This window comes from Xanthomonas bonasiae (genome assembly GCF_014836395.1).
GTDB lineage: Bacteria > Pseudomonadota > Gammaproteobacteria > Xanthomonadales > Xanthomonadaceae > Xanthomonas_A > Xanthomonas_A bonasiae.
Genome location: NZ_JACSQX010000012.1, coordinates 57,461 through 77,675 on the forward strand (window position 1 = coordinate 57,461; position 20,215 = coordinate 77,675).

Consider the following 20,215-nt stretch of genomic DNA (forward strand, 5'->3'; position numbering starts at 1 on the left):
GTCCACAGGCATCCTGTGTCTGTCGGCAACGTCATCGCTCCCGCGCCAGGGATGCGCGCTTGCACGGAATCGAACGGATCTCGATTCGCCGGCCACCTGATTTCGTTCCCGCATGCGCCGACGGACCGGCGCGCGTGCATGCGAGCGGAGTGACACGGACGGAACGCACGACGCCCCGGCATGCCGGGGCGTCGTGCGTTTGGGTGCATGTTGCTTGGCCGCTCGCCTGCGCCGAATACCGGCCGAGCGGTGACGTTCGCGTGGCGCCGATGCAGAAATCGGCGGCGCCTGGACGCTACTGCGGACTGTCGGTGCATCCATTCCCGGACCGTCCTTTGACCTCGCGAGATCCGCTGGACCGCTGCTTCGCTAGCCAGGCAGGATCGCCGCTATCGCGGTCGCTTCGATCCTGCCGCCTGGCATCGAGGTGATCGGCTACGCGCGCTGAGGAAACACCGCGCCCTGCGCACGCCACCATCAGCGTCCGCCCAGGCGCGACGAATCCCCAATCCCCAATCCCGGCTCTACAACGCCCAATCCACGCGCATGCCGGCGACCAACGCATTCGGCAGGTCGCGGGTCCGCGACGGATCGTTGAACTGGTCCGGATGCACGATGTAGTGCAGGTTCGGCGCGATGCGCAGCTGCGGCGTGACCTGGATGCCGTAGCTCAGTTCCATCATGTACTGCGAGCTGTGCGGGGTGCCGCTGCCGCCGGCCGCGGCGCGCGCCAGGCGCAGGTCTTCCAGCGCGTCGTCGCTGTAGCGCTGCTGGGTGACGACGAAGGCGATGTTGTCCTGCTCGCGGCTGGCGAAGGTGCCGCGCTGGACCAGGCCCAGCTCCAGGAAGTGGTCTTCGATCAGTTGCCCGGAGGTGCCCTTGAGCACCGAGCCGAACAGCACCAGCCCGCGCGCGCTGTCGGCGTCGGGGCGGGTGACCTGCTGCTCGAAGCGGAAGAACGCGCCGGAGCGGCCGTTGCGGGTGGCGTAGTCCAGCCCGCTGAGCCGCGCCGGGTTGCCGTTGCGGTCGGTCAGCGGGTCGGTGTAGTCGGAGTTGTCCTGCCAGCCGCCCAGTTCGTACATCGCCGGGAAGCGCACGCTGGCCGCCTCGGTCTTGTAGCCGATCGCGTAGGGCACGATCACCCCGGTGCGGTCGCGGCTGCTCCAGTTCAGGCCGTGCTCGCCGTCCTCGGCCTGGGTCGGATTGACCTCGTAGGCGCCGACGTGCACGTACACGGTCGGGGTCACCCAGGCCTTGGCATGCGCGGCCCAGCTGGATACCGGCCAGTAGGTGAAGTTGCTGGTGCGGAACACGAAGGTCGGATTGCCGCAGGCCGAGTTGCCCTGGAAGTAGCCGCACAGGTCCGAGCCGAGGAAATGGATGTTGGCCACGCTGCGTCCGGCCTCCAGTTCCAGGCGGTCGTCGAACAGCTTCTGCGCGATGGTGAAGTTGGCCAGGCGCGTGCCCTGGCCGCCGTAGATTTCCTGCACCGAGGTGCTGTTGCCGATGTCGCTGTTGGCCAGGTTGGTGCCGTGGCGGTTGATCGCATAGACCTTCAGCGTGGCGCCGTTCCAGCCCATCAGCCGCTGCAGGTCGACGTCGGTGCCGAGCATCAGCTGGCCGGCGTAGGCGCTGCCCTGTTCCTTGCCGCCGTCCAGCGAGACCGCGGCCTCGCCGGTGTAGGCGAGCTTGAGCTTGAACGCGTCGCTGGCGTCCTGGGCGTGGGCCAGCGGGGCGAGCGCGAGCGCCAGGGCGGTGAGCGACAGGCGCCGGGTGAGGGGGAGGGACATGGCAGAGACTCCTGGGGTGTGATGGAGGCCGGCGCGCCGCCGTGGGCGACGGGGGAGGGGACATCGCCCCCGGCAGCGCGTCGGCACAGGACTTATTCGGCGACCGGCTTCTTCAGCACGCGCAGCGCCAGCGCGGTCAGCACGGTGCCGGCGAGCAGCGCGATCAGGTACATGCCCAGATGGGTCACCGCGTTGGGGATCGGCAGCACGAACACGCCGCCGTGCGGCACCTTCAGTTCGGCACCGGCCGCCATCGAGATCGCGCCGGCCAGCGCCGAGCCCAGCATCAGCGCCGGGATGGTGCGCAGCGGGTCGCGCGCCGCATACGGGATCGCGCCTTCGGTGACGAAGGCCAGGCCGAGCACGCCGGTGGCGGCGCTGGTGCCGCGCTCCTCGCGGGTGAAGCGGTTGCGGAACACCCAGGTGGCCAGCGCGATGCCCAGCGGCGGGGTCATGCCGGCGACCATCGCCGCGGCCATCGGTGTGTACACCTGGCTGGCGATCAGGCCGGTGGAGAACGCATAGGCGGCCTTGTTGACCGGCCCGCCCATGTCGAAGGCCATCATCGCGCCGAGCAGCAGGCCCAGCAGCACCGCGCTGCTGCCCTGCATGCCGCGCAGCCAGTCGGTGAGCCAGGCCAGCGCTTCGGCGACCGGCTGGCCGACCACGTACAGCATGGTCAGGCCGACCAGCAGGGTGCCCAGCACCGGCAGGATCAGCACCGGCTTGAGCCCTTCCAGGGTGCGCGGCAGCTTGATCGCACGGTTCAGCGCGGCCACGCCGTAGCCGGCGATGAAGCCGGCGAAGATGCCGCCGATGAAGCCGGCGCCAAGGTTGGCCGCGACCATGCCGCCGATCATGCCGGGGGCGATGCCGGGGCGGTCGGCGATGGAGTAGGCGATGTAGCCGGCCAGCGCCGGCACCATCAGGGTGAAGCCGGCCTTGGCGCCGATCTGGAACAGCGACCAGGCCAGGGTGCCCTTGTGCGCGTCGTCGAAGGCGTAGATGCCGCCCAGCGCGAACGCCAGCGCGATCAGCAGGCCGCCGGCGGTGACGAACGGCAGCATGAACGACACGCCGGTCATCAGGTGCTTGTACGGACCGGCCGATTTGCCGCGTTCGCTGCTCGCGGTTGCGGCGCCGTTGCCGCTGGCCACGTGCACGCCGGCCTCGGCCAGCGCCTTGCGGATCAGCCCAGGGCCGTCGTTGATCGCCGGCTTGGTGCCGCTCTTGAACAGGCGCTTGCCGCCGAAGCGGGACAGATCCACTTCGCGGTCGGCGGCGATCAGCACCAGGTCGGCGTCGGCGATTTCGGCGTCGCTGAGCGTGTCCTGCGCGCCGACCGAGCCCTGCGTCTCGACACGGATCTGGTGGCCCAGGGTCTTGGCCGCCTGCTGCAGGCCTTCGGCGGCCATGAAGGTGTGGGCGATGCCGGTGGGGCAGGAGGTCACGGCGACGATGCGCTTGGGCCCGTCCGTCTGCGTGGCCGCGCTGGCGGTCGTCGCCGGCGCGGCCGCGGCCAGCAGCGGCGCGAGCACGCCGTTGGCATCGTCGAGCACCGCATCCAGGCTGGCGCGCAGCGGCGCGGCGCCGGCGAAGCGCGCCGCATCGGCATCGCCGTCGCCGACCAGCAGCAGCGGATAGCCGCTGCCGGCCGCGGCCAGGTCCAGTGGCGCGATCACGCCCTGCGGCGTGCGCACCTCGGCGTGCACCACCGCGCCGCGTGCGCTGGCCGCATGGCGCAAGGCTTCGGCGGCGAGGACGGCTTCGGTGCTGCGTTCGCCGGCGACGATCACCACGAAGATAGGATTCATGCTTGCTCCCGATGGACGCAGGGGGACGCCGCGCGCGATGGCGGCGGCGTGCGGTTCGATGACATGCGGTTCGAACACATGGGGTTCGACGTGGGGTTCATTGCAGCGACTCGATGCGGACCGCGGCGGCGATGCCGTCGACCTGGTCGCGCGGCAGCCGGCGCGCGGCGCCGCTGCCGAGCGTGGCCACGGCGAAGGCGGTGGCCTGGCGCGCGCAGGTCGCCAGGTCGGCCTCGGCGAGCAGCGCCGCGACCAGGCCGGCGACCATCGCATCGCCGGCGCCGACGCTGCTGCCGCCGGCCAGCTGCGGCGGGCGTGCCAGCAGCGCCTGCTCGCCGCGCACGAACAGCGCGCCGTCGGTGCCCAGCGACACCACCACCAGGGCGATGCCGCTGGCCAGCAGCGCGCGGGTGGCCGCCAATAGTTCGGCGGTCGCGCGCAACGGCGTGCCGGCCCAGTCCTCCAGTTCGTGGCGGTTTGGCTTGATCGCGAACGGCAGCTGCGCGCGCGGTGCGGCCAGCGCTTCGCGCAGCGGCGCGCCGCTGGTGTCCAGCAGCACCCGCGCGCCGGCGGCGGCGGCCTGCGCCTGCAGCACGCGCCAGCTGTCGTCGGCCAGGCCGGCCGGCAGGCTGCCGGTCAGCACCACCGGCAGGCCCGGACGCAGCAGCGGGGCCAGGCGCGCGCCGACCGCGTGCAGCTCGGCCGCGCCCAGCGGCAGGCCGGGCAGGTTGATGTCGGTGGTGTCGCCGCTGTCGGCGGCGACCAGCTTGAGATTGGTGCGGGTGTCGCCGGGCACGCGCAGGCAGCGGTCGTCGATGCCGCGCGCGGCGAACAGGGTCTCGAACAGGTGCGCGTTGCCGGCACCGAGCACGCCGAGCGCGGCCGTGACGACGCCGGCGTCGGCCAGGCAGGCGGCGACATTGATGCCCTTGCCGCCGGCGATGGCGTGCGCGCTGCTGGCGCGATGCACCTGGCCGGGCTGCAGCCGCTCGATCGCCACGGTCAGGTCGATCGCCGGGTTCAGGCTGACGCTGACGGCCTGCACGCTCATGCGCCGGCTCCGTCCAGCGCGCGCACGTCGGCCGCGCTTTCGCAGTCCAGCGCCCGCTGCGCCAGCGCCTGCAGCGCATCCAGGCGGCTGCCGCGCAGGCGCGCCTTCACCGCCGGCACGTCGTTGGGGGTCATCGACAGCTCGTGCACGCCCAGCCCGGTCAGCAGCGCCGCGCCGAACGCGTCGCCGGCCAGGCCGCCGCACACGCCGACCCAGCGCCCGTGGCGCGCGGCGCCTTCGACGGTGGTGCGGATCAGGCGCAGCACCGCCGGGTGCAGGCTGTCGGCCTCGGCGGCCAGGTCCGGGTTCTGCCGGTCGATCGCCAGCGTGTATTGGGTCAGGTCGTTGGTGCCGATCGAGAAGAAGTCGGCATGCCGCGCCAGCGCGTCGGCCTGGATCGCCGCCGCCGGCACTTCGATCATGATCCCCAGCGGCACCTCCGGCGCGTCCAGCTCGGCGCGCAGGCGTTCGCACTCGGCGCGCAGCGCGACGATCTCCGCCGCCGAGGTGATCATCGGGAACATGATCGCCAGCTTGGCGCCGTCCCTGGCCGCGCGGTACAGCGCGCGCAGCTGCGGTTGCAGCAGGTCGGCGCGGCGCAGCAGCAGGCGCGCGCCGCGCACGCCGAGGAACGGGTTGTCCTCGCGCGGCAGGTTCAGGTGCGCGACCTGCTTGTCGCCGCCGATGTCCAGCGCGCGCACGATCAGCGAACGCCCGTCCAGCGCCTTGGCCATCGCCATGTAGGTGGCGTACTGCTCGTCCTCGCTCGGCGTGCTGCCGCGCTCCAGGAACAGGAATTCGGTGCGCATCAGGCCGACGCTCTCGGCGCCCTGCGCCAGCGCCATCGGCACCTGCTCGGGCAGGTTGACGTTGGCGCCGATCTCCACGCGGTGGCCGTCCTGGGTCTGCGCCGGCTGGTTGCGCTGCTCGGCCTCGCGCTCGCGCAGCTGGCGCTGTTCCTCGATGTAGGCGCGCGCCGAGGCCAGGTCGGCCTCCGACGGCGCCAGGTACAGGCGGCCGCTGTTGCCGTCGACGATGACGGTGGCGCCGTCGTCCAGGTCGAGCAGGTCGGCGCCGCCGGCGACCAGCGCCGGCAGGCCCAGGGTGCGCGACAGGATCGCGGTATGCGAGGTCGGCCCGCCCAGCGCGGTGGCCAGGCCGAGCACGCGGCTGGTGTCCAGGTGCGCGGTGTCCGACGGCGACAGGTCGCTGGCGAGCAGGATGCACGGACGGTCGGGCAGGTGCTCCAGGCTGCCGCTGGCCAGGCTCGGGTCGATCTGGGTCAGCACCCGGCGGCCGACGTCGCGCAGGTCGCTGGCGCGTCCGGCCAGCACCGCATTGCCCAGCGCCGACAGCTTGTTGGCCATGCGCTCGACCGCCTGCTGCCAGGACCAGGCCACGCCGTGGCCTTCGACCATCAGCTGGCAGGCCAGGGTGATCAGGTCGGTGTCGTTGAGCAGTTCGGCCTGGGCGCGGAAGATCGCCGCATCGCCGGCGCCGAGCCGGCGCCGGGTGTCGTCCTCGATCGCCTGCAGTTGCTGGCGGGTGCGCAGCAAGGCGTCGTGCAGCAGCGCGCCGCCGTCGCTGAGCGGCACCGGCGCGTCCGGCACCGGGCCGTCGTTGCCGGCCAGCTTGTGCACCACGCCGATCGCCAGGCCGGGGCTGGCGCCGATGCCGACGATGGCCGGCTGCGCCTGCGGCGGGGTCCAGCCGCTGACCGGGGCGGCACGGCGCTGCGCCGCGGCCTGCGCGTCGGCTTTCTCCTGTGCGGTGAGGCCGTCAATGACGCTGCGCAGCCGCGCCAGCGCGGCGGCGGCGTCCTGGCCTTCGGCCGAGATGGTCACCGTGTCGCCGGCATGCAGGCCCAGCTGCAGCAGCGACACCAGGTTCTTGGCATCGCCGGTCTGCTCGCCGGCGCGCACCTGGATCCTGGCGGCGAAACCGCGCGCGGTCTCCACCCAGCGCGTCGCGGGGCGCGCATGCAGGCCGGTGGGGTAGGCGACGGTCCATTCGAAGCGCTCGCCGAGATCGGCGACCGGGGCGCCGCTCGCCGCGACGGCCGGGTCCTGGCTCAGCGCGTCGACGATCGCCTGCGGGTCGTCGCTGGCGAACAGCGCGTCCAGCCGCGGCTGGTCCTGGATCAGCCGGGTCAGGCGCCGCAGCAAGGTGATGTGGGTATCGGACTGCGCGGCGATGGCGACCACCAGATGGGTGGTCTGGCCCGGATTCCACTCCACGCCGTCGCGGATCTGCAGCACCGCGATGCCGTCGCGCTGGACCAGGTGGCGGTCCTCGCCGGTGCAGTGCGGGATCGCCACGCCGTGGCCGAGGAAGGTGTTGGCCAGGGCTTCGCGGCGCAGCATGCTGGCCGCGTAGGCGGGCGGCACGCAACCGGCGGCGACCAGCAGCTGCGCGGCCTGGGCGATGGCGTCGGCCTTGTCGCGGACCTGGACGTTGACGCGGACCAGTTCGCTGGCGACCAATACGGGGGGATTCGTCTGGGTCACGCGGGGCATCCTTCGAGGGTCTGGGGGCGGCGAGTGGGCGCAGTGTGGGAACGTTCCCACTGCCGCGTCAATGTGCACTGCACAATTTATTCGGGAAAACCCGGTGCTACTATCGAATTTGGCCACTTGGAAGGGGGTTGCAGTGGGAATTTTGCGGGAACGTTGCCAGTGACGGTCAGCATCCATGACGTGGCGCGGGTGGCCGGGGTCTCGACTTCGACCGTATCGCGGGCGCTGGGCCAGGGCCCGGTCAGCGAGGACGTGCGGGCGCGGGTCGAGGCGGCGGTGCGCGAGACCGGCTACCGGCCGAACCTGATGGCGCGGCGGCTGCGTTCGCAGCATTCGGGGATCGTCGGGCTGATCGTGGCCGACATCCGCAACCCGTTCTTCACCGCGGCGATCGGCGCGGTCGAGGAGGTGGCCTACCGCGCCGGGATGCGGGTGATCCTGTGCAACACCGACGAGGATCCGCAGCGCGAGGCGCTGTACCTGCAGCTGATGCAGGAAGAACGGGTCAGCGGCCTGATCTTCGCGCCGACCCGCACCACCCAGAGCCAGTTGCCGAAGTTGAACTTCGACTATCCGGTGGTGCTGCTCGACCGTGCCGGCAAGGCCGGCGTGCACGACAGCGTGGTGCTGGACAATGCCGCGGCGATGGCGAGCTTGATAGAGCACCTGGCCGAGCGCGGCTTGCGCCGCATCGGCGGGCTGTTCGGCAAGACCAGCAGCACCGCCGCCGAGCGCCGCGACGGCTATCTGGCGGCGATGCAGGCGCACGGCCTGGCGCCGAGCTACCGCGAGGTGGCGCCTAGCGCGGAGGCGGCGACCGCCGAGGTGCAGGCGTGGCTGGCGCAACCCGAGCGCCCGGAGGCGCTGGTGGCCAGCAATAGCCTGTTGCTGATGGGCGCGCTGAAGGCCGCGCGCGGCGCCGGCCTGCGCATTCCGCAGGACCTGGCGCTGGCCGGCTTCGACAACGAGAGCTGGACCGACCTGGTCGAGCCGGGCATAACCGTGATCGAACAGCCGGTGGAGGACATGGGCCGCACCGCGATGTCATTGCTGCTGGAACGGCTGAATGCGCCGACCCTGCCGATGCGCAAGGTGGTGCTGAGCGGGCGCTGCATCGTGCGCGGGTCCAGCCTGCGCTGAGGGCGTGGCGTCGCGGGGCGCGCCGAGGGACGGACGCTGGCGCGGTGGCGCGGTGGCGCGAGCGTCGATGAACGCGCCGCAGCGCGATGCCCGATGCGTGAGTCTGGAATCGCCGGCGCTGTGACGCCGGCGGTGTGTCTGCCTACTCGCTGCCGTCCGGCCGCGGGTAGTCGCGCTCCGGATCGGCGTGGTCGCGTTCGGGGTCGCTGTCCGGCTGGTCGCGGTCCTTCCACTGCGCCGCGTCGTTGCGCAGCTTGTCGGGCGTGTGGCCGCGCTGCTGCGGACTGTCCGCGTTTTCGCGATTGGGTGGGTTGGACATGGGCGTGCCTCCAGGGTCAGGCGGGGACAGGGGCAGGATCGGGCTGGGTATCGCGCCGCTCGGAACCGTCGAGCCTGGCCCAGCAGGCCAGCACGAAGGCTTCGGCATCGTTCCAGGCGATGCGCGGCCACGGATGTTCGGCGTCGTAGCGCTGGCGCAGGCGCTGCATGCGCACCTCGTTGGGCTCGCGCGGCAGCTGCAGAAACACATCGCAGGCCATCTTGATCAGACGCGCATGCTCGCTGAAGGACTGCGGCCCCAGCTTGCCTTCCCCGTGCAGCACCTTCCAATGCGCCAGTTCGGCTTCGACATCCACGAGCAGGCACGGAGCGTGGCTCACGGCAGGATCTCCTGTAGTAGTAATGAGGGGGTTGTTCTGGGAACTGCGCGGAGGCGCTTCGCCAGACTAGGGCGTAAGGCGTAAACGCCAGGTCACATCGGCGTCGCGGCCGTGGCAAGAACCGCGACAGGCTGGCGAGACGGTGTGTGCGATGGGCCAATGATAGGCACGTCGTGCGTGAAGGCAGTGCCCGCTTGGAGCGGGCCGCCGCGCCGCTTACCATGGCCGTGGGTCCGCGCCGCGGACATCCGCACTTCCGCGACCACCCGCATCGACGGCGCACGCCGCCGCGGCGCCCTGAAAGGAACGGCATGCCCGTCGATATCGTGTTCGATCCCGCGCAACTGCGCATCGCCGTCATCGGCCTGGGTTATGTCGGCCTGCCGCTGGCGGTGGCGTTCGGCGCACGCTACGACACGCTCGGCTACGACATCGACGCGCAGCGCGTGACGCAGCTGCGCGACGGCCACGACCAGACCCTGGAAATGGAACCGGACGAACTGCGTGCCGGCGTGCACCTGCGCTACAGCGACGATGCCGCCGCGCTGCGCGACCGCAACGTCTATGTCGTCACCGTGCCGACCCCGATCGACGCCTACGAGCAGCCCGACCTGCAGCCGCTGCGTCAGGCCAGCGAACTGCTGGCCGGCGTGCTCAAGCGCGGCGACCTGGTGATCTACGAGTCCACGGTGTATCCGGGCACCACCGAAGAGGTGTGCGTGCCGCTGCTGGAACAAGGCTCGGGCCTGCGTTTCAACGAGGACTTCCACTGCGGCTACAGCCCGGAGCGGGTCAACCCGGGCGACCGCCAGCGGCGCCTGGCCGACATCCGCAAGATCACCTCCGGCTCCAGCGCCGCGGCCGCCGATGCGGTCGATGCGCTGTACGCGAGCATCATCGACGCCGGCACCTGGCGCGCGCCGTCGATCCGCGTGGCCGAGGCGGCGAAGGTGGTGGAGAACATCCAGCGCGACGTGAACATCGCCCTGGTCAACGAGCTGGCGCTGATCTTCGACCGCCTCGGCATCGATACCCAGGACGTGCTGGAAGCGGCCGGCACCAAGTGGAACTTCCTGCCGTTCCGCCCCGGGCTGGTCGGCGGCCACTGCATCGGCGTGGATCCGTACTACCTGCTGCACAAGTCCGAGAGCATGGGCTACCACCCGGACCTGATCCACACCGCGCGCCAGGTCAACAACCGGGTCGGCGCGCACGTCGCCGCGCGGGTGCAGGCGCTGCTGGCGGACAAGGGCGTGGCCATGGCCGCGGCCACGATCCTGGTGCTCGGCGTCACCTTCAAGGAAAACTGCCCGGACTTGCGCAACAGCCGCGCGCTGGAGCTGGTGCAGGCGCTGGCCGCCAGCGGCGCGCGGGTCGATGCCTGCGACCCGTGGGCCGAGCCGCAGCTGGCGCGCGAACATGGCGGGGTGGAACTGCTGCCGGCACCGGTCGCCGGCCGCTACGACGCGGTGGTGCTGGCGGTGGCGCACGACGAATACCGCGGCTTCGATGCCGCGCGGATCCGCGCGCTGGGCACGCCGAACCTGGTGGTCTACGACGTCAAGTCGGTGTGGCCGCGCGAGGCGGTGGACGACCGGCTGTAGCCGAAAGCACCGCACGCTGTGCACCACCAAGCTGTACGCCGCCCAAGCGGGCGGTAGGCTGCTCCAGCGCCATTGCCGGCCTGCACCGCCTACACTCGCTGCCTTCCGAATCTCGCGAGGAACGCGATGCACCGCTACCTAGCCTATGTCGCCAGCTGCGTGCTGCTGGCGCTGTCCATCGCCCTGTGCGCGATCTGGCCGCTGTGGGGCTGGGGCGTGGCCGCCTTCGCGGTCCTGGCCCTGCTGGGCACCTGGGACCTGCTGCAGACGCGCAGCACGCTGCGCCGCAACTATCCGATCCTGGCGCATTTCCGCTATGGGCTGGAATCGGTCGGCCCGGAGATGCGCCAGTATTTCCTGCAGAGCGACATCGAGGAGGCGCCGTTCTCGCGCCAGCAGCGCGCCCTGGTCTACCAGCGCGCCAAGAACGTCATGGACGTGGTGCCGTTCGGCACCCTGCGCAGCGCCTACGCCACCGACTACGAGTGGATCAACCACTCGCTGGCGACCAGCGAGATCGCCCATCACGATTTCCGCGTCACCATCGGCGCCGGCTGCGCGCAGCCGTACTCGGCCAGCGTGTTCAACATCTCGGCGATGAGCTTCGGCGCGCTGTCGGCCAACGCCATCCGCGCGCTCAACGAGGGCGCGCGCCGCGGCGGCTTCTACCACGACACCGGCGAAGGCTCGATCTCGCCGTATCACCGCGAATGCGGCGGCGACCTGGTGTGGGAGATCGGCTCGGGCTACTTCGGCTGTCGCGATGCGGACGGGCGCTTCAGCGAGGAGCGCTTCGTCGCCAATGCCACGCTGGCGCAGGTGAAGATGATCGAGGTCAAGCTGTCGCAGGGCGCCAAGCCCGGCCACGGTGGGGTGCTGCCGGCGGCCAAGGTCAGCGCCGAGATCGCTGCCACCCGCGGCGTGGCGATGGGCCAGGACTGCGTGTCGCCGTCGCGGCATTCGGCGTTCTCCACGCCGCTGCAGCTGCTGCAATTCGTGGCCCGGCTGCGTGAGTTGTCCGGCGGCAAGCCGAGCGGCTTCAAGCTGGCGATCGGGCATCCGTGGGAGTGGTTCGCGATCGCCAAGGCGATGCAGGAAAGCGGGCTGTACCCGGATTTCATCGTCATCGACGGCGCCGAGGGCGGCACCGGCGCGGCGCCGGCCGAGTTCATCGACCATGTCGGCGTGCCGATGCACGAGGCGCTGCTGCTGGTGCACAACACCCTGGTCGGGCTGGACATCCGCGACCGGATCAAGCTCGGCGCGGCCGGCAAGATCACCAGCGCGTTCGACATCGCGCGCACGCTGGCGCTGGGCGCGGACTGGTGCAACGCCGGGCGCGGCTTCATGTTCGCGCTGGGCTGCATCCAGTCGCTGAGCTGCCACAGCGACCGCTGCCCGACCGGCATCGCCACCCAGGACCAGCGTCGCTGGAAGCACCTGGATCCCACCGACAAGGCGGTGCGGGTGGAGCATTACCACGCCAACACCCTGCGCGCGCTGCGCGAACTGCTCAGCGCCGCCGGCCTGGCGGATCCGTCGCAACTGGGGCCGGAGCACATCCTGCGGCGCATCTCGCAGGTCGAGATCCGTTCGCTGGCCTCGCTGTACCGCTATCTGGAACCGGGCGAACTGCTGCGCGACGGCGTGCCCGACCACGCAGTGTTCCAGGAGTACTGGGCCGATGCGCGCAGCGATTCCTTCCAGCCGCCGGCGCGGATCCGCAGCCTGCGCGACAGCAAGTCGCGATGAGTGCCGCCGCGCCTCCGCCAGGGGCGGTCGCCTTGCGCGCGGCGCGGCACGCCGACATCGCCGCGATGTGGGCGCTGCGCACCCGCTGCGTGCGCCAGGTGTGCAGCACGCATTATCCGCCCGAGGTCATCGCGGCCTGGGCGTCGGCACCGGCGCCGGCGGCGTATCCGCAGCTGATCGCCAGCGGCGGCGCGGTGCTCGCCGAGGACGCCGGCGGTCGCCTGCGCGGCTTCGGCGTGGCCGATTTGGCAGGCAGCGAGATCGACGGCCTGTTCGTCGATCCCGACGTGCGCGGCGGCGGACTGGGACGACGCCTGCTGCAGGCGCTCGAAGCCAAGCTGGTGCCCGGCGCGCGCATCCACCTGGCCGCCGCACTCAACGCGGTCGCGTTCTATCGGGCCCAGGGCTACGCGGTGCTGCAGCAGGGCAGCTATGCGCATCCCAGCGGCATCGCGCTGGCCTGCGTGTACATGGAAAAGCACCACGCACAGGCGCAGGCAGGCACGCCGCAAGCCGCCGTCTAGCGGCGCCTGCGGCGGCTGCCTGGGAGCTGCGCGGCGGCCGGCCCGGGGCGTGACGCCCCCGGCCACCCCGCTGCGCAGGCACTGCTTGCGCCGCAGCACGCCACCTGCCGCGACACCCGCGCTGCGCGCCGAATGCGTGGTGCACGTCGCCAACCGCGATCGTGCGACTGCCATCGTCGCCCGCGGCCAGTTATCGTGACCGGCTCCCCATCCCGCTTGCCGCGCATGCCCCAGCGACCGCCCCTCGGCTTCATTCCCGCGCCGTTGCCCGCCGACGAACTGGAGCGGCTGCGCGCGGTGGCCGAACTGGGCATGCTGGACACGCCGCCGGAGCCGGTGTTCGACGACCTGATCTGGCTGGCCAGCCAACTGTGCGACGTGCCGATCGCCTTGGTCACGCTGATCGACGAACACCGCCAGTGGTTCAAGGCCAGCCGCGGCCTGAACGTTTCAGAGACGCCGCGCGAGTTGGCGTTCTGCGCGCATGCGCTGCTGTCGCCGCAACTGCTGGAGGTGCCGGATGCGCTGCAGGATCCGCGCTTCGCCGGCAACCCGCTGGTGCAGGGGGCGCCGCATATCCGTTTTTATGCGGGCATGCCGCTGCGCGGCAGCGGCGGCCATCTCTACGGCAGCCTGGGCGTGATCGACACCATGCCGCGGCAGCTGGGCACGGCACAGCGCGAGGGGCTGCGGCGCCTGGCCGCGCAGGTGACGATGCAGCTGGAGGCGCGCCGCGACGCGCGCATCGCCCAGACCCAGGCGCAGATGCTGAGCCTGCTGCTGGAAACGGTGCCCGACGCGGTCGTGTCGTGTTCCGCCGACGGCACGCTGTCCCAGTTCAACCGGGTCGCGCGCGCCTGGCACGGCACCGATCCGCGCGCGTTGCCGCCGGCGCAGTGGGCGCAGTATTTCGACCTGTTCGATGCGGACGGCCAGCGCCTGCTCGAGCGCGAACGGATCCCGCTGTTCCGCGCCTGGCGCGGCGAATCGGTGCGCGATGCGGAAATCGTCGTCGCCGCCGCCGGACAGCCGCCGCGCAGCGTGCTGTGCAGCGCCGAGCGGCTGCACGACGCCGACGGCCACGCGCTGGGTGCGGTCTGCGTGATGCGCGACGTCACCGTCGAGCGCCAGGCCACGCGTGCCGCGCTGCTGGCCGGACAGCGCTTCTCCGGCGCGTTCTCGGCGGCGGCGCACGGCATGGCGCTGGTGTCGCTGCAAGGCGGCTGGCTCGAGGTCAACGACGCCCTGTGCGCGATGCTCGGCTACGATCGCGATGCGCTGCTGGCGCTGGATTTCCGCCAGCTCAGCCATCCGCAGGATGTCGCCCCGGACCTGGCGCTGGCGGCCGAACTGGTGGCCGGGCAACGCAGCGGCTACCACCTCGACAAGCGCTACCTGCGCCGCGACGGCGCCACGCTGTGGACGCGCCAGGCGGTATCGCTGGTGCGCGACGAACACGAGCGGCCGCTGCACTTCGTGGCGCAGATCCAGGACGTCACCGAGCAGCACCTGGCCGAGGCGCGCCTGCGCCAGAGCGAATCGCAGCTGCGCACCATCGCCGACAACGCGCCGACCCTGATCGCCTACGTCGACAGCCAATTGTGCTATCAGTTCGTCAACAAGCCGTATGCGGACTGGTTCGCGCTGGCGCCGGCGGCGATCGTCGGCCGGCGCATGCCGGAGCTGCTGGATGCCGAGCACATGGACAGGATCCGGCCGCATCTGCAGCGGGTGCTGGACGGCGAGGCGCAGCACTTCGATACGGAATTGCGCGATGCGGCCGGCGAACTGCGGGTCATGCACTCCAGCTACGTGCCCGACGATTCCATGGCGCCGGCGCGCCCCGGCTTCCACATCATGATCAGCGACATCACCGGGCAGACGCGACTGGCGCGGCTGATGGAAGCGCGCGCGCTGCGCGACGAACTGACCGGGCTGCCGAACCGGATGGCGTGGAACGAGACCCTGCGCCGGACCCTGGCCCAGCCCGGCCGCCGCGGTGCCGACCAGGTGGCGGTGATGTTTCTGGACCTCAACGATTTCAAGACGGTCAACGACCGGTTCGGCCATCACGCCGGCGACGCGGTGCTGGTGCATTTCGCGCGATTGCTCAAGACCTGCCTGCGCGAGGAGGACTTCATCGCGCGCCTGGGCGGCGACGAGTTCGTGGTGCTGCTGGACCAGTTGGCCGACGCCCGCAGCGAAGCGCACGCGGCGGCGGCGCGGGTGCTGGCCGCCGCGCGCGACGGTTGCGTGGTCGACGGGCAGCGCCTGCCGTTGCAGCCCAGCATCGGCATCGCGCTGCAGACCGGCCCGGAATTCGACCCGGTCCTGCTGATCCAGCGTGCCGACGAGGCCATGTACAGCGCCAAGCGCGATCCGCAGCGGCGCGTGCAGATCGCCGACCTCTGATCCGCGGCGGCACGATGGGGGCGGGGCACGGCGATCCGCTCGGCGCGCCGGGGGGCGCCATTGTTCGCGCGCTTGTCGGTCTTCGTGCCTGCCTGCCGTGGACGCGCCCGAGCACGGCGCGGTCCTTCCCATCGCATTCGCGCGCCTCAGCGTGCGCTGTCGGCCGGCACCCGGCGGAACGGCGCATGAAAGCTTCCGGCGTCGATCGTGCCCAGGTCGGCCTGGCCGGCGTCGAAGCGGATCACGATGTCCTGCGCGCTGAGGAAGAACGCATGCTCCGACGAGGGAATCAGCGGGTAGGCCTGATCCTTGCGCAGTTCGACCTGCAGGCCGCCAGCCCCTTCGCGGATGTCGAACGTGCCCAGCTCGGGAATGGCGAAGCTGCCCACGAAGCGGCGCAGCACGGCGATGTCCACGCTGGCGGCCTGACGCTGGATCGGCCGGAAGTCGGGCCAGTCGTAGGCTGTGGCGACGGCGCGGACGATTTCCAGGCCCAACTGGTAGCCCTGGTCGCCGTTGCTCAGCACCACCGCGCCGTCGCAGCGGTCGGGATAGACGACCAGGGTGGCCTTGTAGCCGGCATTGGAACCATCGTGATAGGCGTAGCGGCGCGCGCCGTGCCCGCCGATCTGCAGTCCCAGCCCGTAGTCGCCGCGCACCGGGGTCAGCATGTCGCGCACGCTGGCCGCGGACAGCACGCGGCCATGTCCGGCGCTGGCCGCGCACAGCTCCAGCGCATAGCGCGCCAGGTCCTCGGCATTGCTCCACAGCCCTGCGGCGGCCAGTTCCGGATAGACATGCGCGCCGCCTGCGATGGGCTGGCCCATGGCGTCGTGCGGTTGCGCCGCCTTGGCCAGCACCGCCGCCGGCAAGGGTTGCGTATAGCCGCTGGCCTCCATGCGCAGCGGCGCCAGCACGCTGTCGCGGAGCAGGTCGGGGAACGGCTTGCCGCCGACGTCGATCAGCAACTGCTGCATGACCGTATAGCCGCCTCCCGAATAGCGGTAGCGTTCGCCGACCGGCGCATCCACCACCACCGGCGCCGAGTTGGCCGGCGCCTGGCCGTCGAGCACCTGCTGCAGGGTCGGGACCGCCGCGCCCTGGGCATAGCCGTCGAAGCCGTGCACGCTGGTGCCGGCGCTGTGCGACAGCAGTTGCCGCAGCGTGACCGGGTGATCGCGGGTGTAGACGGAGTCGGGCAGCTTCCAGGTCTTCAGCAGCGCATTGACCGGCGCATCCAGCGCCAGGCGCTTGTCCTGGACCAGCTTCAAGGCCGCCATCGCCGCGACCGGCTTGCTCACCGAGCCGGCCTGGAACAGGGTCCTGGCGTCGACCGGGGCGCCGTCGGCGGCGGTGACACCGTACCCCTTGGCCCAGTCGACGCGGCCGCCGTGGATCACCGCGATCGACACGCCCGGCACGTGCAAGGCGTCCATCTGCTCGCGCAGCGACAGCGTCGTGGTGGCCTGGTCCTGCACCATGACGGCCGGCAACAGGCCGGTTTCCACCCGCCGCATCTGCGCGGAGGACGCCGGCGGCGCGGCGCCGGCGATGTCGCAGCTCACCACACCGAGTGCGAGAAGGGTCAACAGGCGCATGCGTGCTCCGGGTCGATGGCGCCGTTGCGGCGGCCACCGCATGGATATGCCACGCCGCGGCATGGCCGACAGGCCCGAAGGTCATTGGCCGTTCCGGCGCCCCCCGCTGCCGATGCCGCTCAGCCCGTCGTCCGTTGCAGCCACGCCACTGCGCCACGCCCGGCGCGCAGGCCGCTGGCGAAGCAGGCGCTGAGCAGGTAGCCGCCGGTCGGCGCTTCCCAGTCGAGCATTTCGCCGGCGCAGAAGGTGCCGGGCAGGGCGTGCAGCATCAGCGCCGGGTCCAGCGCTTCCAGGCGCACGCCGCCGGCGCTGCTGATCGCCTCGGCCAACGGACGCGGGCGCAGCAGGGTCAGCGGCAGCCGTTTCAGCGTGGCCGCCGCACGCGCCGGGTCGTCGCCGGCCTGCTTGCCCAGGATCTCGAACAGCAGCGCCGCCTTGACCCCGTCGATACCGGCCTGGCGCCGCAGGTGCTCGCCGAAGCTGCGCCCGCCGCGCGGCTTGCCCAGTTCGGCCTGCAGCCGCGCCAGCTCGCGCCCCGGCGCCAGGTCCAGCCACAGCGTGGTCGCACCGTGCGTGGCGATGGCCTCGCGCAGCTCCGCCGACAGCGCATAGACCAGGCTGCCTTCGATGCCGTGCTCGCCGACCACGCATTCGCCCTGCAGCGCGCGTTCGCATCCCTGCGCATCGCGCCAGTGCGCGATCACCGGTTTCAGCGGCGCGCCGGCATGGCGCTCGCGGAAATGCGCGCTCCAGTCGATATCGAAGCCGCAGTTGGCCGGCCGCAGCGGCGCGAGGTCGACGCCGCGCACGCGCAGCGTCTCCTGCCAGGCGCCGTCGGAGCCGAGCTGCGGCCAGCTGCCGCCACCCAGCGCCAGCACGCAGGCATCGGCATGCACCAGGCGCTCGCCGTCGGCGCCGGCGAAGCGCAGCGCGCCGGCGCTGTCCCAGCCCAGCCAGCGATGCTGCACGTGAAAGCGCACTCCGGCGTCCTTCAGCCGCCGCACCCAGCCGCGCAGCAGCGGCGCGGCCTTGCGGTCCAGCGGGAACACGCGGCCGGAACTGCCGACATAGGTTTCCACGCCCTGCGCCTGCGCCCAGGCGCGCAGCGCGTCTGCGTCGAAGTCGGCCAGCCATTCGCCGACCTGCGCGGCACGCTCCCGGTAGCGCGACACGAACAGCGCGAACGGATCGGAGTGGGTCAGGTTGAGCCCGCCCTTGCCGGCGATCAGGAACTTGCGCCCGACCGAGCCCTTGCCCTCGTACACGTCGACCTCGGCACCGGCCGCGCGTGCGGTCTCGGCGGCGATCAGCCCGGCGGGGCCGCCGCCGACGATGGCGATGCGGCCGCGCACGGTGGCGGCGAGCTTGCTGGCGGACATCGGCGGCAGCGGCTCAACGCGGCTTGACGTCGAGCAGTTCCACCTCGAACACCAGCGAGGCGTTCGGCGGAATCACCCCGCCGGCGCCGCTGGCGCCGTAGCCGTATTCCGACGGGATCATCAGCTTGCGCTTGCCGCCCACGCGCATGCCGGCCACGCCTTCGTCCCAGCCGCGAATCACCTGGCCGCCGCCAAGGGTGAAGCTGAAAGGCTGGCCGTGGTCGGCCGAGGCGTCGAACTTCTCGCCATGCTTGTCCTTGGCTGCCTCGTCGTACAGCCAGCCGGTGTAGTGCACGGTCACCTGGTTGCCGGGCCGCGCCTCGGCGCCGCTGCCGACCTGCTCGTCGATCATCTGGAACGCGGCGATGCTGCCGCCCGGCGGCGGACCCGGCGGCGTGCAGCCGCTCAACAGCCAGGCCGGCAACGACAGACTCAACAGCAACAGGGCACGGCGCATGCGGTCATCCATGGGCGAACAGGGCGTGCAAGGGTAGCGCATCGCCGCAGCGGCTATCATCGGCGCATGGCCAAACTGCTGCTCAACCTGCGCCACGTGCCCGACGACGAACTCGCCGAGGTGCGTGCACTGCTCGATGCCGCGCGCATCGACTACTACGAAACCCGCCCCGGCACCTTCGGCATTTCCGCCGGCGGCGTGTGGCTGCGCGAGGACGCCGAGCAGGCGCGGGCCAAGGCGCTGCTGGCCGACTACCAGGCGCAGCGCGGCGAACGCGCCCGCGCCGAGCGTGCCGCGGCGCTGCGCGACGGCAGCGCCGAGACCTTCGCCACGCTGCTGCGGCGGCGCCCGCTGTTCGTGCTGGCGACGCTGCTGGGCATGCTGCTGATCGCCTCGCTGGTGCTGCTGCCGTTCTTCCTGTTGCGCGGCTGAAGCCAGCCGGCACGATTGGCAGGGGCGCGGCGACCGGCGTGACGTGGCTGGGCGTGTCCCGGAAGGATCGTCGCTCGGCGACTCAGGTGGCGCATGGGACCTCGTTGCTCCCTTGCCCTCGCGCATGAGCGCGGCGACGCCGCCGCCATCGCCCTCGCGCTGCCAGCCCCGGCTGCACGCCGCGCGCTAAAATGCGCGGATGATCGCCAATACCGCCGCCTACCATTTCGTCGCCATCGCCGATCCCGACGCGCTCGCCGCGCGGTTGCAGGACTGGGCGCAGGCCGGCGCGTTGCGCGGCACCATCCTGGTCGCGGGCGAGGGCATCAACCTGTTCCTGGCCGGCGCGCCGGAGGCGATCGACGACTTCTACGCGCAACTGCGTGCCGACCCGCGCTTCGCCGCGCTGCGGGTCAAGATCAGCCTCAGCGCGCAGCAGCCGTTCGCGCTGCTGAAGACCAAGGTCAAGCCGGAGATCATCAGTTTCCGCCGCGATGCCGCCTCGCCGCTGGCCGCCGAACGCGCCCCGGCGGTGGCGCCGGCCACGCTGCAGCGCTGGCTGCGCCAGGGCCACGACGACAGCGGCCGCCGCGTGGTGCTGCTGGACACGCGCAACGCCCAGGAAGTGGAGTACGGCACCTTCGCCGGCGCGCTGACCCTGCCGATCGTCAAGTTCACCGAACTGCCCGAGGCGCTGGCGCCGCATCGCGCCGAGCTGGCCGACGCCACCGTGGTCAGCTTCTGCACCGGCGGCATCCGCTGCGAGAAGGCGGCGCTGTGGATGCGCGCCGACGGCATGCACAACGTGCTGCAACTGGACGGCGGCATCCTCGGCTATTTCGAGGAAGTGGGCGGCGAGGGCTACGCCGGCCGCTGCTTCGTGTTCGACGAACGCGTGGCGCTGGACCCGCAGCTGCGGCCGCTGGTGGATGTTGCTGAGGTGGGGATTGGGGAGTCGGGATTGGGGATTGGCCAAAGCGGGCTGACCCGCAACTGACCGAAACTTGCGGTCTGCAAGTGGGTTTCGGCTCGCTGCATGCCGCGTCCCCTCAGAGCCTCAAAAAAAATGCTCCGGCGAATCCCAAAT

At 71.5% G+C, this 20,215-nt stretch carries 16 protein-coding genes; 7 read left to right on the plus strand and 9 right to left on the minus strand.

The window, feature by feature from the left end:
• Nucleotides 1–524: 524 nt before the first annotated feature.
• The 4 genes from H9658_RS18365 to ptsP all read right to left on the minus strand — a co-directional run bounded on the left by H9658_RS18365 (nucleotide 525) and on the right by ptsP (nucleotide 7,162).
• Nucleotides 525–1,790 (minus strand): carbohydrate porin, encoded by a 1,266-nt coding sequence (locus H9658_RS18365; protein ID WP_191826475.1) that lies wholly within the window; start codon nucleotides 1,788–1,790, stop codon nucleotides 525–527.
• Between the two features lie 92 nt (nucleotides 1,791–1,882).
• On the minus strand, nucleotides 1,883–3,604 hold the full coding sequence (locus H9658_RS18370) for a PTS fructose transporter subunit IIC (protein ID WP_191826476.1): 1,722 nt from the start codon (nucleotides 3,602–3,604) through the stop codon (nucleotides 1,883–1,885).
• 97 nt (nucleotides 3,605–3,701) lie between these two features.
• Nucleotides 3,702–4,655 carry a 1-phosphofructokinase family hexose kinase gene (locus H9658_RS18375; protein WP_191826477.1) on the minus strand — a complete coding sequence of 318 codons (954 nt, stop codon included), beginning with the start codon at nucleotides 4,653–4,655 and terminating at the stop codon, nucleotides 3,702–3,704.
• Entirely contained in the window at nucleotides 4,652–7,162 is a 2,511-nt protein-coding gene (gene ptsP, locus H9658_RS18380) for a phosphoenolpyruvate--protein phosphotransferase (protein ID WP_318241430.1), read from the minus strand. Before ptsP ends, H9658_RS18375 begins: the two co-directional genes overlap by 4 nt.
• Before the next feature lie 168 nt (nucleotides 7,163–7,330).
• On the opposite strand from ptsP, the gene H9658_RS18385 reads away from it, so the two are divergent.
• Complete coding sequence (locus tag H9658_RS18385; protein WP_179564111.1) at nucleotides 7,331–8,311, plus strand: LacI family DNA-binding transcriptional regulator; 981 nt, start codon at nucleotides 7,331–7,333, stop codon at nucleotides 8,309–8,311.
• A gap of 142 nt (nucleotides 8,312–8,453) precedes the next feature.
• Here the strand turns inward: H9658_RS18385 and H9658_RS18390 are convergent, their stop codons facing one another.
• Nucleotides 8,454–8,630 carry a hypothetical protein gene (locus tag H9658_RS18390; RefSeq protein ID WP_191826479.1) on the minus strand — a complete coding sequence of 59 codons (177 nt, stop codon included), beginning with the start codon at nucleotides 8,628–8,630 and terminating at the stop codon, nucleotides 8,454–8,456.
• A gap of 16 nt (nucleotides 8,631–8,646) precedes the next feature.
• Complete coding sequence (locus H9658_RS18395; protein ID WP_191826480.1) at nucleotides 8,647–8,970, minus strand: transposase; 324 nt, start codon at nucleotides 8,968–8,970, stop codon at nucleotides 8,647–8,649.
• Nucleotides 8,971–9,281: 311 nt separating this feature from the next.
• Here H9658_RS18395 and H9658_RS18400 point away from each other — a divergent pair, with 311 nt between their 5' ends.
• The 4 genes from H9658_RS18400 (at nucleotide 9,282) to H9658_RS18415 (ending at nucleotide 15,262) form a co-directional block, all read left to right on the plus strand.
• The gene (locus H9658_RS18400; protein ID WP_191826481.1) at nucleotides 9,282–10,574 is read left to right on the plus strand and encodes a nucleotide sugar dehydrogenase; all 1,293 of its coding nucleotides are present in this window, start codon (nucleotides 9,282–9,284) and stop codon (nucleotides 10,572–10,574) included.
• Nucleotides 10,575–10,700: 126 nt separating this feature from the next.
• The gene (locus H9658_RS18405; RefSeq protein WP_191826482.1) at nucleotides 10,701–12,326 is read left to right on the plus strand and encodes an FMN-binding glutamate synthase family protein; all 1,626 of its coding nucleotides are present in this window, start codon (nucleotides 10,701–10,703) and stop codon (nucleotides 12,324–12,326) included.
• Complete coding sequence (locus tag H9658_RS18410; protein WP_191826483.1) at nucleotides 12,323–12,850, plus strand: GNAT family N-acetyltransferase; 528 nt, start codon at nucleotides 12,323–12,325, stop codon at nucleotides 12,848–12,850. Before H9658_RS18405 ends, H9658_RS18410 begins: the two co-directional genes overlap by 4 nt.
• Nucleotides 12,851–13,075: 225 nt before the next feature.
• On the plus strand, nucleotides 13,076–15,262 hold the full coding sequence (locus H9658_RS18415) for a sensor domain-containing diguanylate cyclase (RefSeq protein ID WP_191826484.1): 2,187 nt from the start codon (nucleotides 13,076–13,078) through the stop codon (nucleotides 15,260–15,262).
• A gap of 146 nt (nucleotides 15,263–15,408) precedes the next feature.
• On the opposite strand, the gene H9658_RS18420 is transcribed toward H9658_RS18415, so the two are convergent.
• The 3 genes from H9658_RS18420 to H9658_RS18430 all read right to left on the minus strand — a co-directional run bounded on the left by H9658_RS18420 (nucleotide 15,409) and on the right by H9658_RS18430 (nucleotide 18,696).
• The gene (locus H9658_RS18420; protein ID WP_191826485.1) at nucleotides 15,409–16,860 is read right to left on the minus strand and encodes a serine hydrolase domain-containing protein; all 1,452 of its coding nucleotides are present in this window, start codon (nucleotides 16,858–16,860) and stop codon (nucleotides 15,409–15,411) included.
• Nucleotides 16,861–16,979: 119 nt separating this feature from the next.
• On the minus strand, nucleotides 16,980–18,239 hold the full coding sequence (locus H9658_RS18425) for a TIGR03862 family flavoprotein (protein ID WP_191826486.1): 1,260 nt from the start codon (nucleotides 18,237–18,239) through the stop codon (nucleotides 16,980–16,982).
• A gap of 13 nt (nucleotides 18,240–18,252) precedes the next feature.
• A complete protein-coding gene (locus tag H9658_RS18430) occupies nucleotides 18,253–18,696 on the minus strand; it encodes an FKBP-type peptidyl-prolyl cis-trans isomerase (RefSeq protein WP_191826487.1) in 444 nt (147 codons plus the stop codon).
• A 66-nt stretch (nucleotides 18,697–18,762) separates the two neighbouring features.
• Here H9658_RS18430 and H9658_RS18435 point away from each other — a divergent pair, with 66 nt between their 5' ends.
• Nucleotides 18,763–19,128 carry a DUF6164 family protein gene (locus H9658_RS18435; RefSeq protein WP_058360033.1) on the plus strand — a complete coding sequence of 122 codons (366 nt, stop codon included), beginning with the start codon at nucleotides 18,763–18,765 and terminating at the stop codon, nucleotides 19,126–19,128.
• Nucleotides 19,129–19,327: 199 nt separating this feature from the next.
• Complete coding sequence (locus tag H9658_RS18440; protein WP_225210098.1) at nucleotides 19,328–20,125, plus strand: sulfurtransferase; 798 nt, start codon at nucleotides 19,328–19,330, stop codon at nucleotides 20,123–20,125.
• Nucleotides 20,126–20,215: the final 90 nt, after the last annotated feature.

What these genes read in the sequence shown, in the direction of transcription:
- H9658_RS18365 (WP_191826475.1), bottom strand. Translation starts at nt 1,790, where the DNA reads ATGTCCCTCCCCCTCACCCGGCGCCTGTCGCTCACCGCCCTGGCGCTC.
- H9658_RS18370 (WP_191826476.1), bottom strand. Translation starts at nt 3,604, where the DNA reads ATGAATCCTATCTTCGTGGTGATCGTCGCCGGCGAACGCAGCACCGAA.
- H9658_RS18375 (WP_191826477.1), bottom strand. Translation starts at nt 4,655, where the DNA reads ATGAGCGTGCAGGCCGTCAGCGTCAGCCTGAACCCGGCGATCGACCTG.
- H9658_RS18390 (WP_191826479.1), bottom strand. Translation starts at nt 8,630, where the DNA reads ATGTCCAACCCACCCAATCGCGAAAACGCGGACAGTCCGCAGCAGCGC.
- H9658_RS18400 (WP_191826481.1), top strand. Translation starts at nt 9,282, where the DNA reads ATGCCCGTCGATATCGTGTTCGATCCCGCGCAACTGCGCATCGCCGTC.
- H9658_RS18405 (WP_191826482.1), top strand. Translation starts at nt 10,701, where the DNA reads ATGCACCGCTACCTAGCCTATGTCGCCAGCTGCGTGCTGCTGGCGCTG.
- H9658_RS18410 (WP_191826483.1), top strand. Translation starts at nt 12,323, where the DNA reads ATGAGTGCCGCCGCGCCTCCGCCAGGGGCGGTCGCCTTGCGCGCGGCG.
- H9658_RS18415 (WP_191826484.1), top strand. Translation starts at nt 13,076, where the DNA reads ATGCCCCAGCGACCGCCCCTCGGCTTCATTCCCGCGCCGTTGCCCGCC.
- H9658_RS18420 (WP_191826485.1), bottom strand. Translation starts at nt 16,860, where the DNA reads ATGCGCCTGTTGACCCTTCTCGCACTCGGTGTGGTGAGCTGCGACATC.
- H9658_RS18425 (WP_191826486.1), bottom strand. Translation starts at nt 18,239, where the DNA reads ATGTCCGCCAGCAAGCTCGCCGCCACCGTGCGCGGCCGCATCGCCATC.
- H9658_RS18430 (WP_191826487.1), bottom strand. Translation starts at nt 18,696, where the DNA reads ATGCGCCGTGCCCTGTTGCTGTTGAGTCTGTCGTTGCCGGCCTGGCTG.
- H9658_RS18435 (WP_058360033.1), top strand. Translation starts at nt 18,763, where the DNA reads ATGGCCAAACTGCTGCTCAACCTGCGCCACGTGCCCGACGACGAACTC.
- H9658_RS18440 (WP_225210098.1), top strand. Translation starts at nt 19,328, where the DNA reads ATGATCGCCAATACCGCCGCCTACCATTTCGTCGCCATCGCCGATCCC.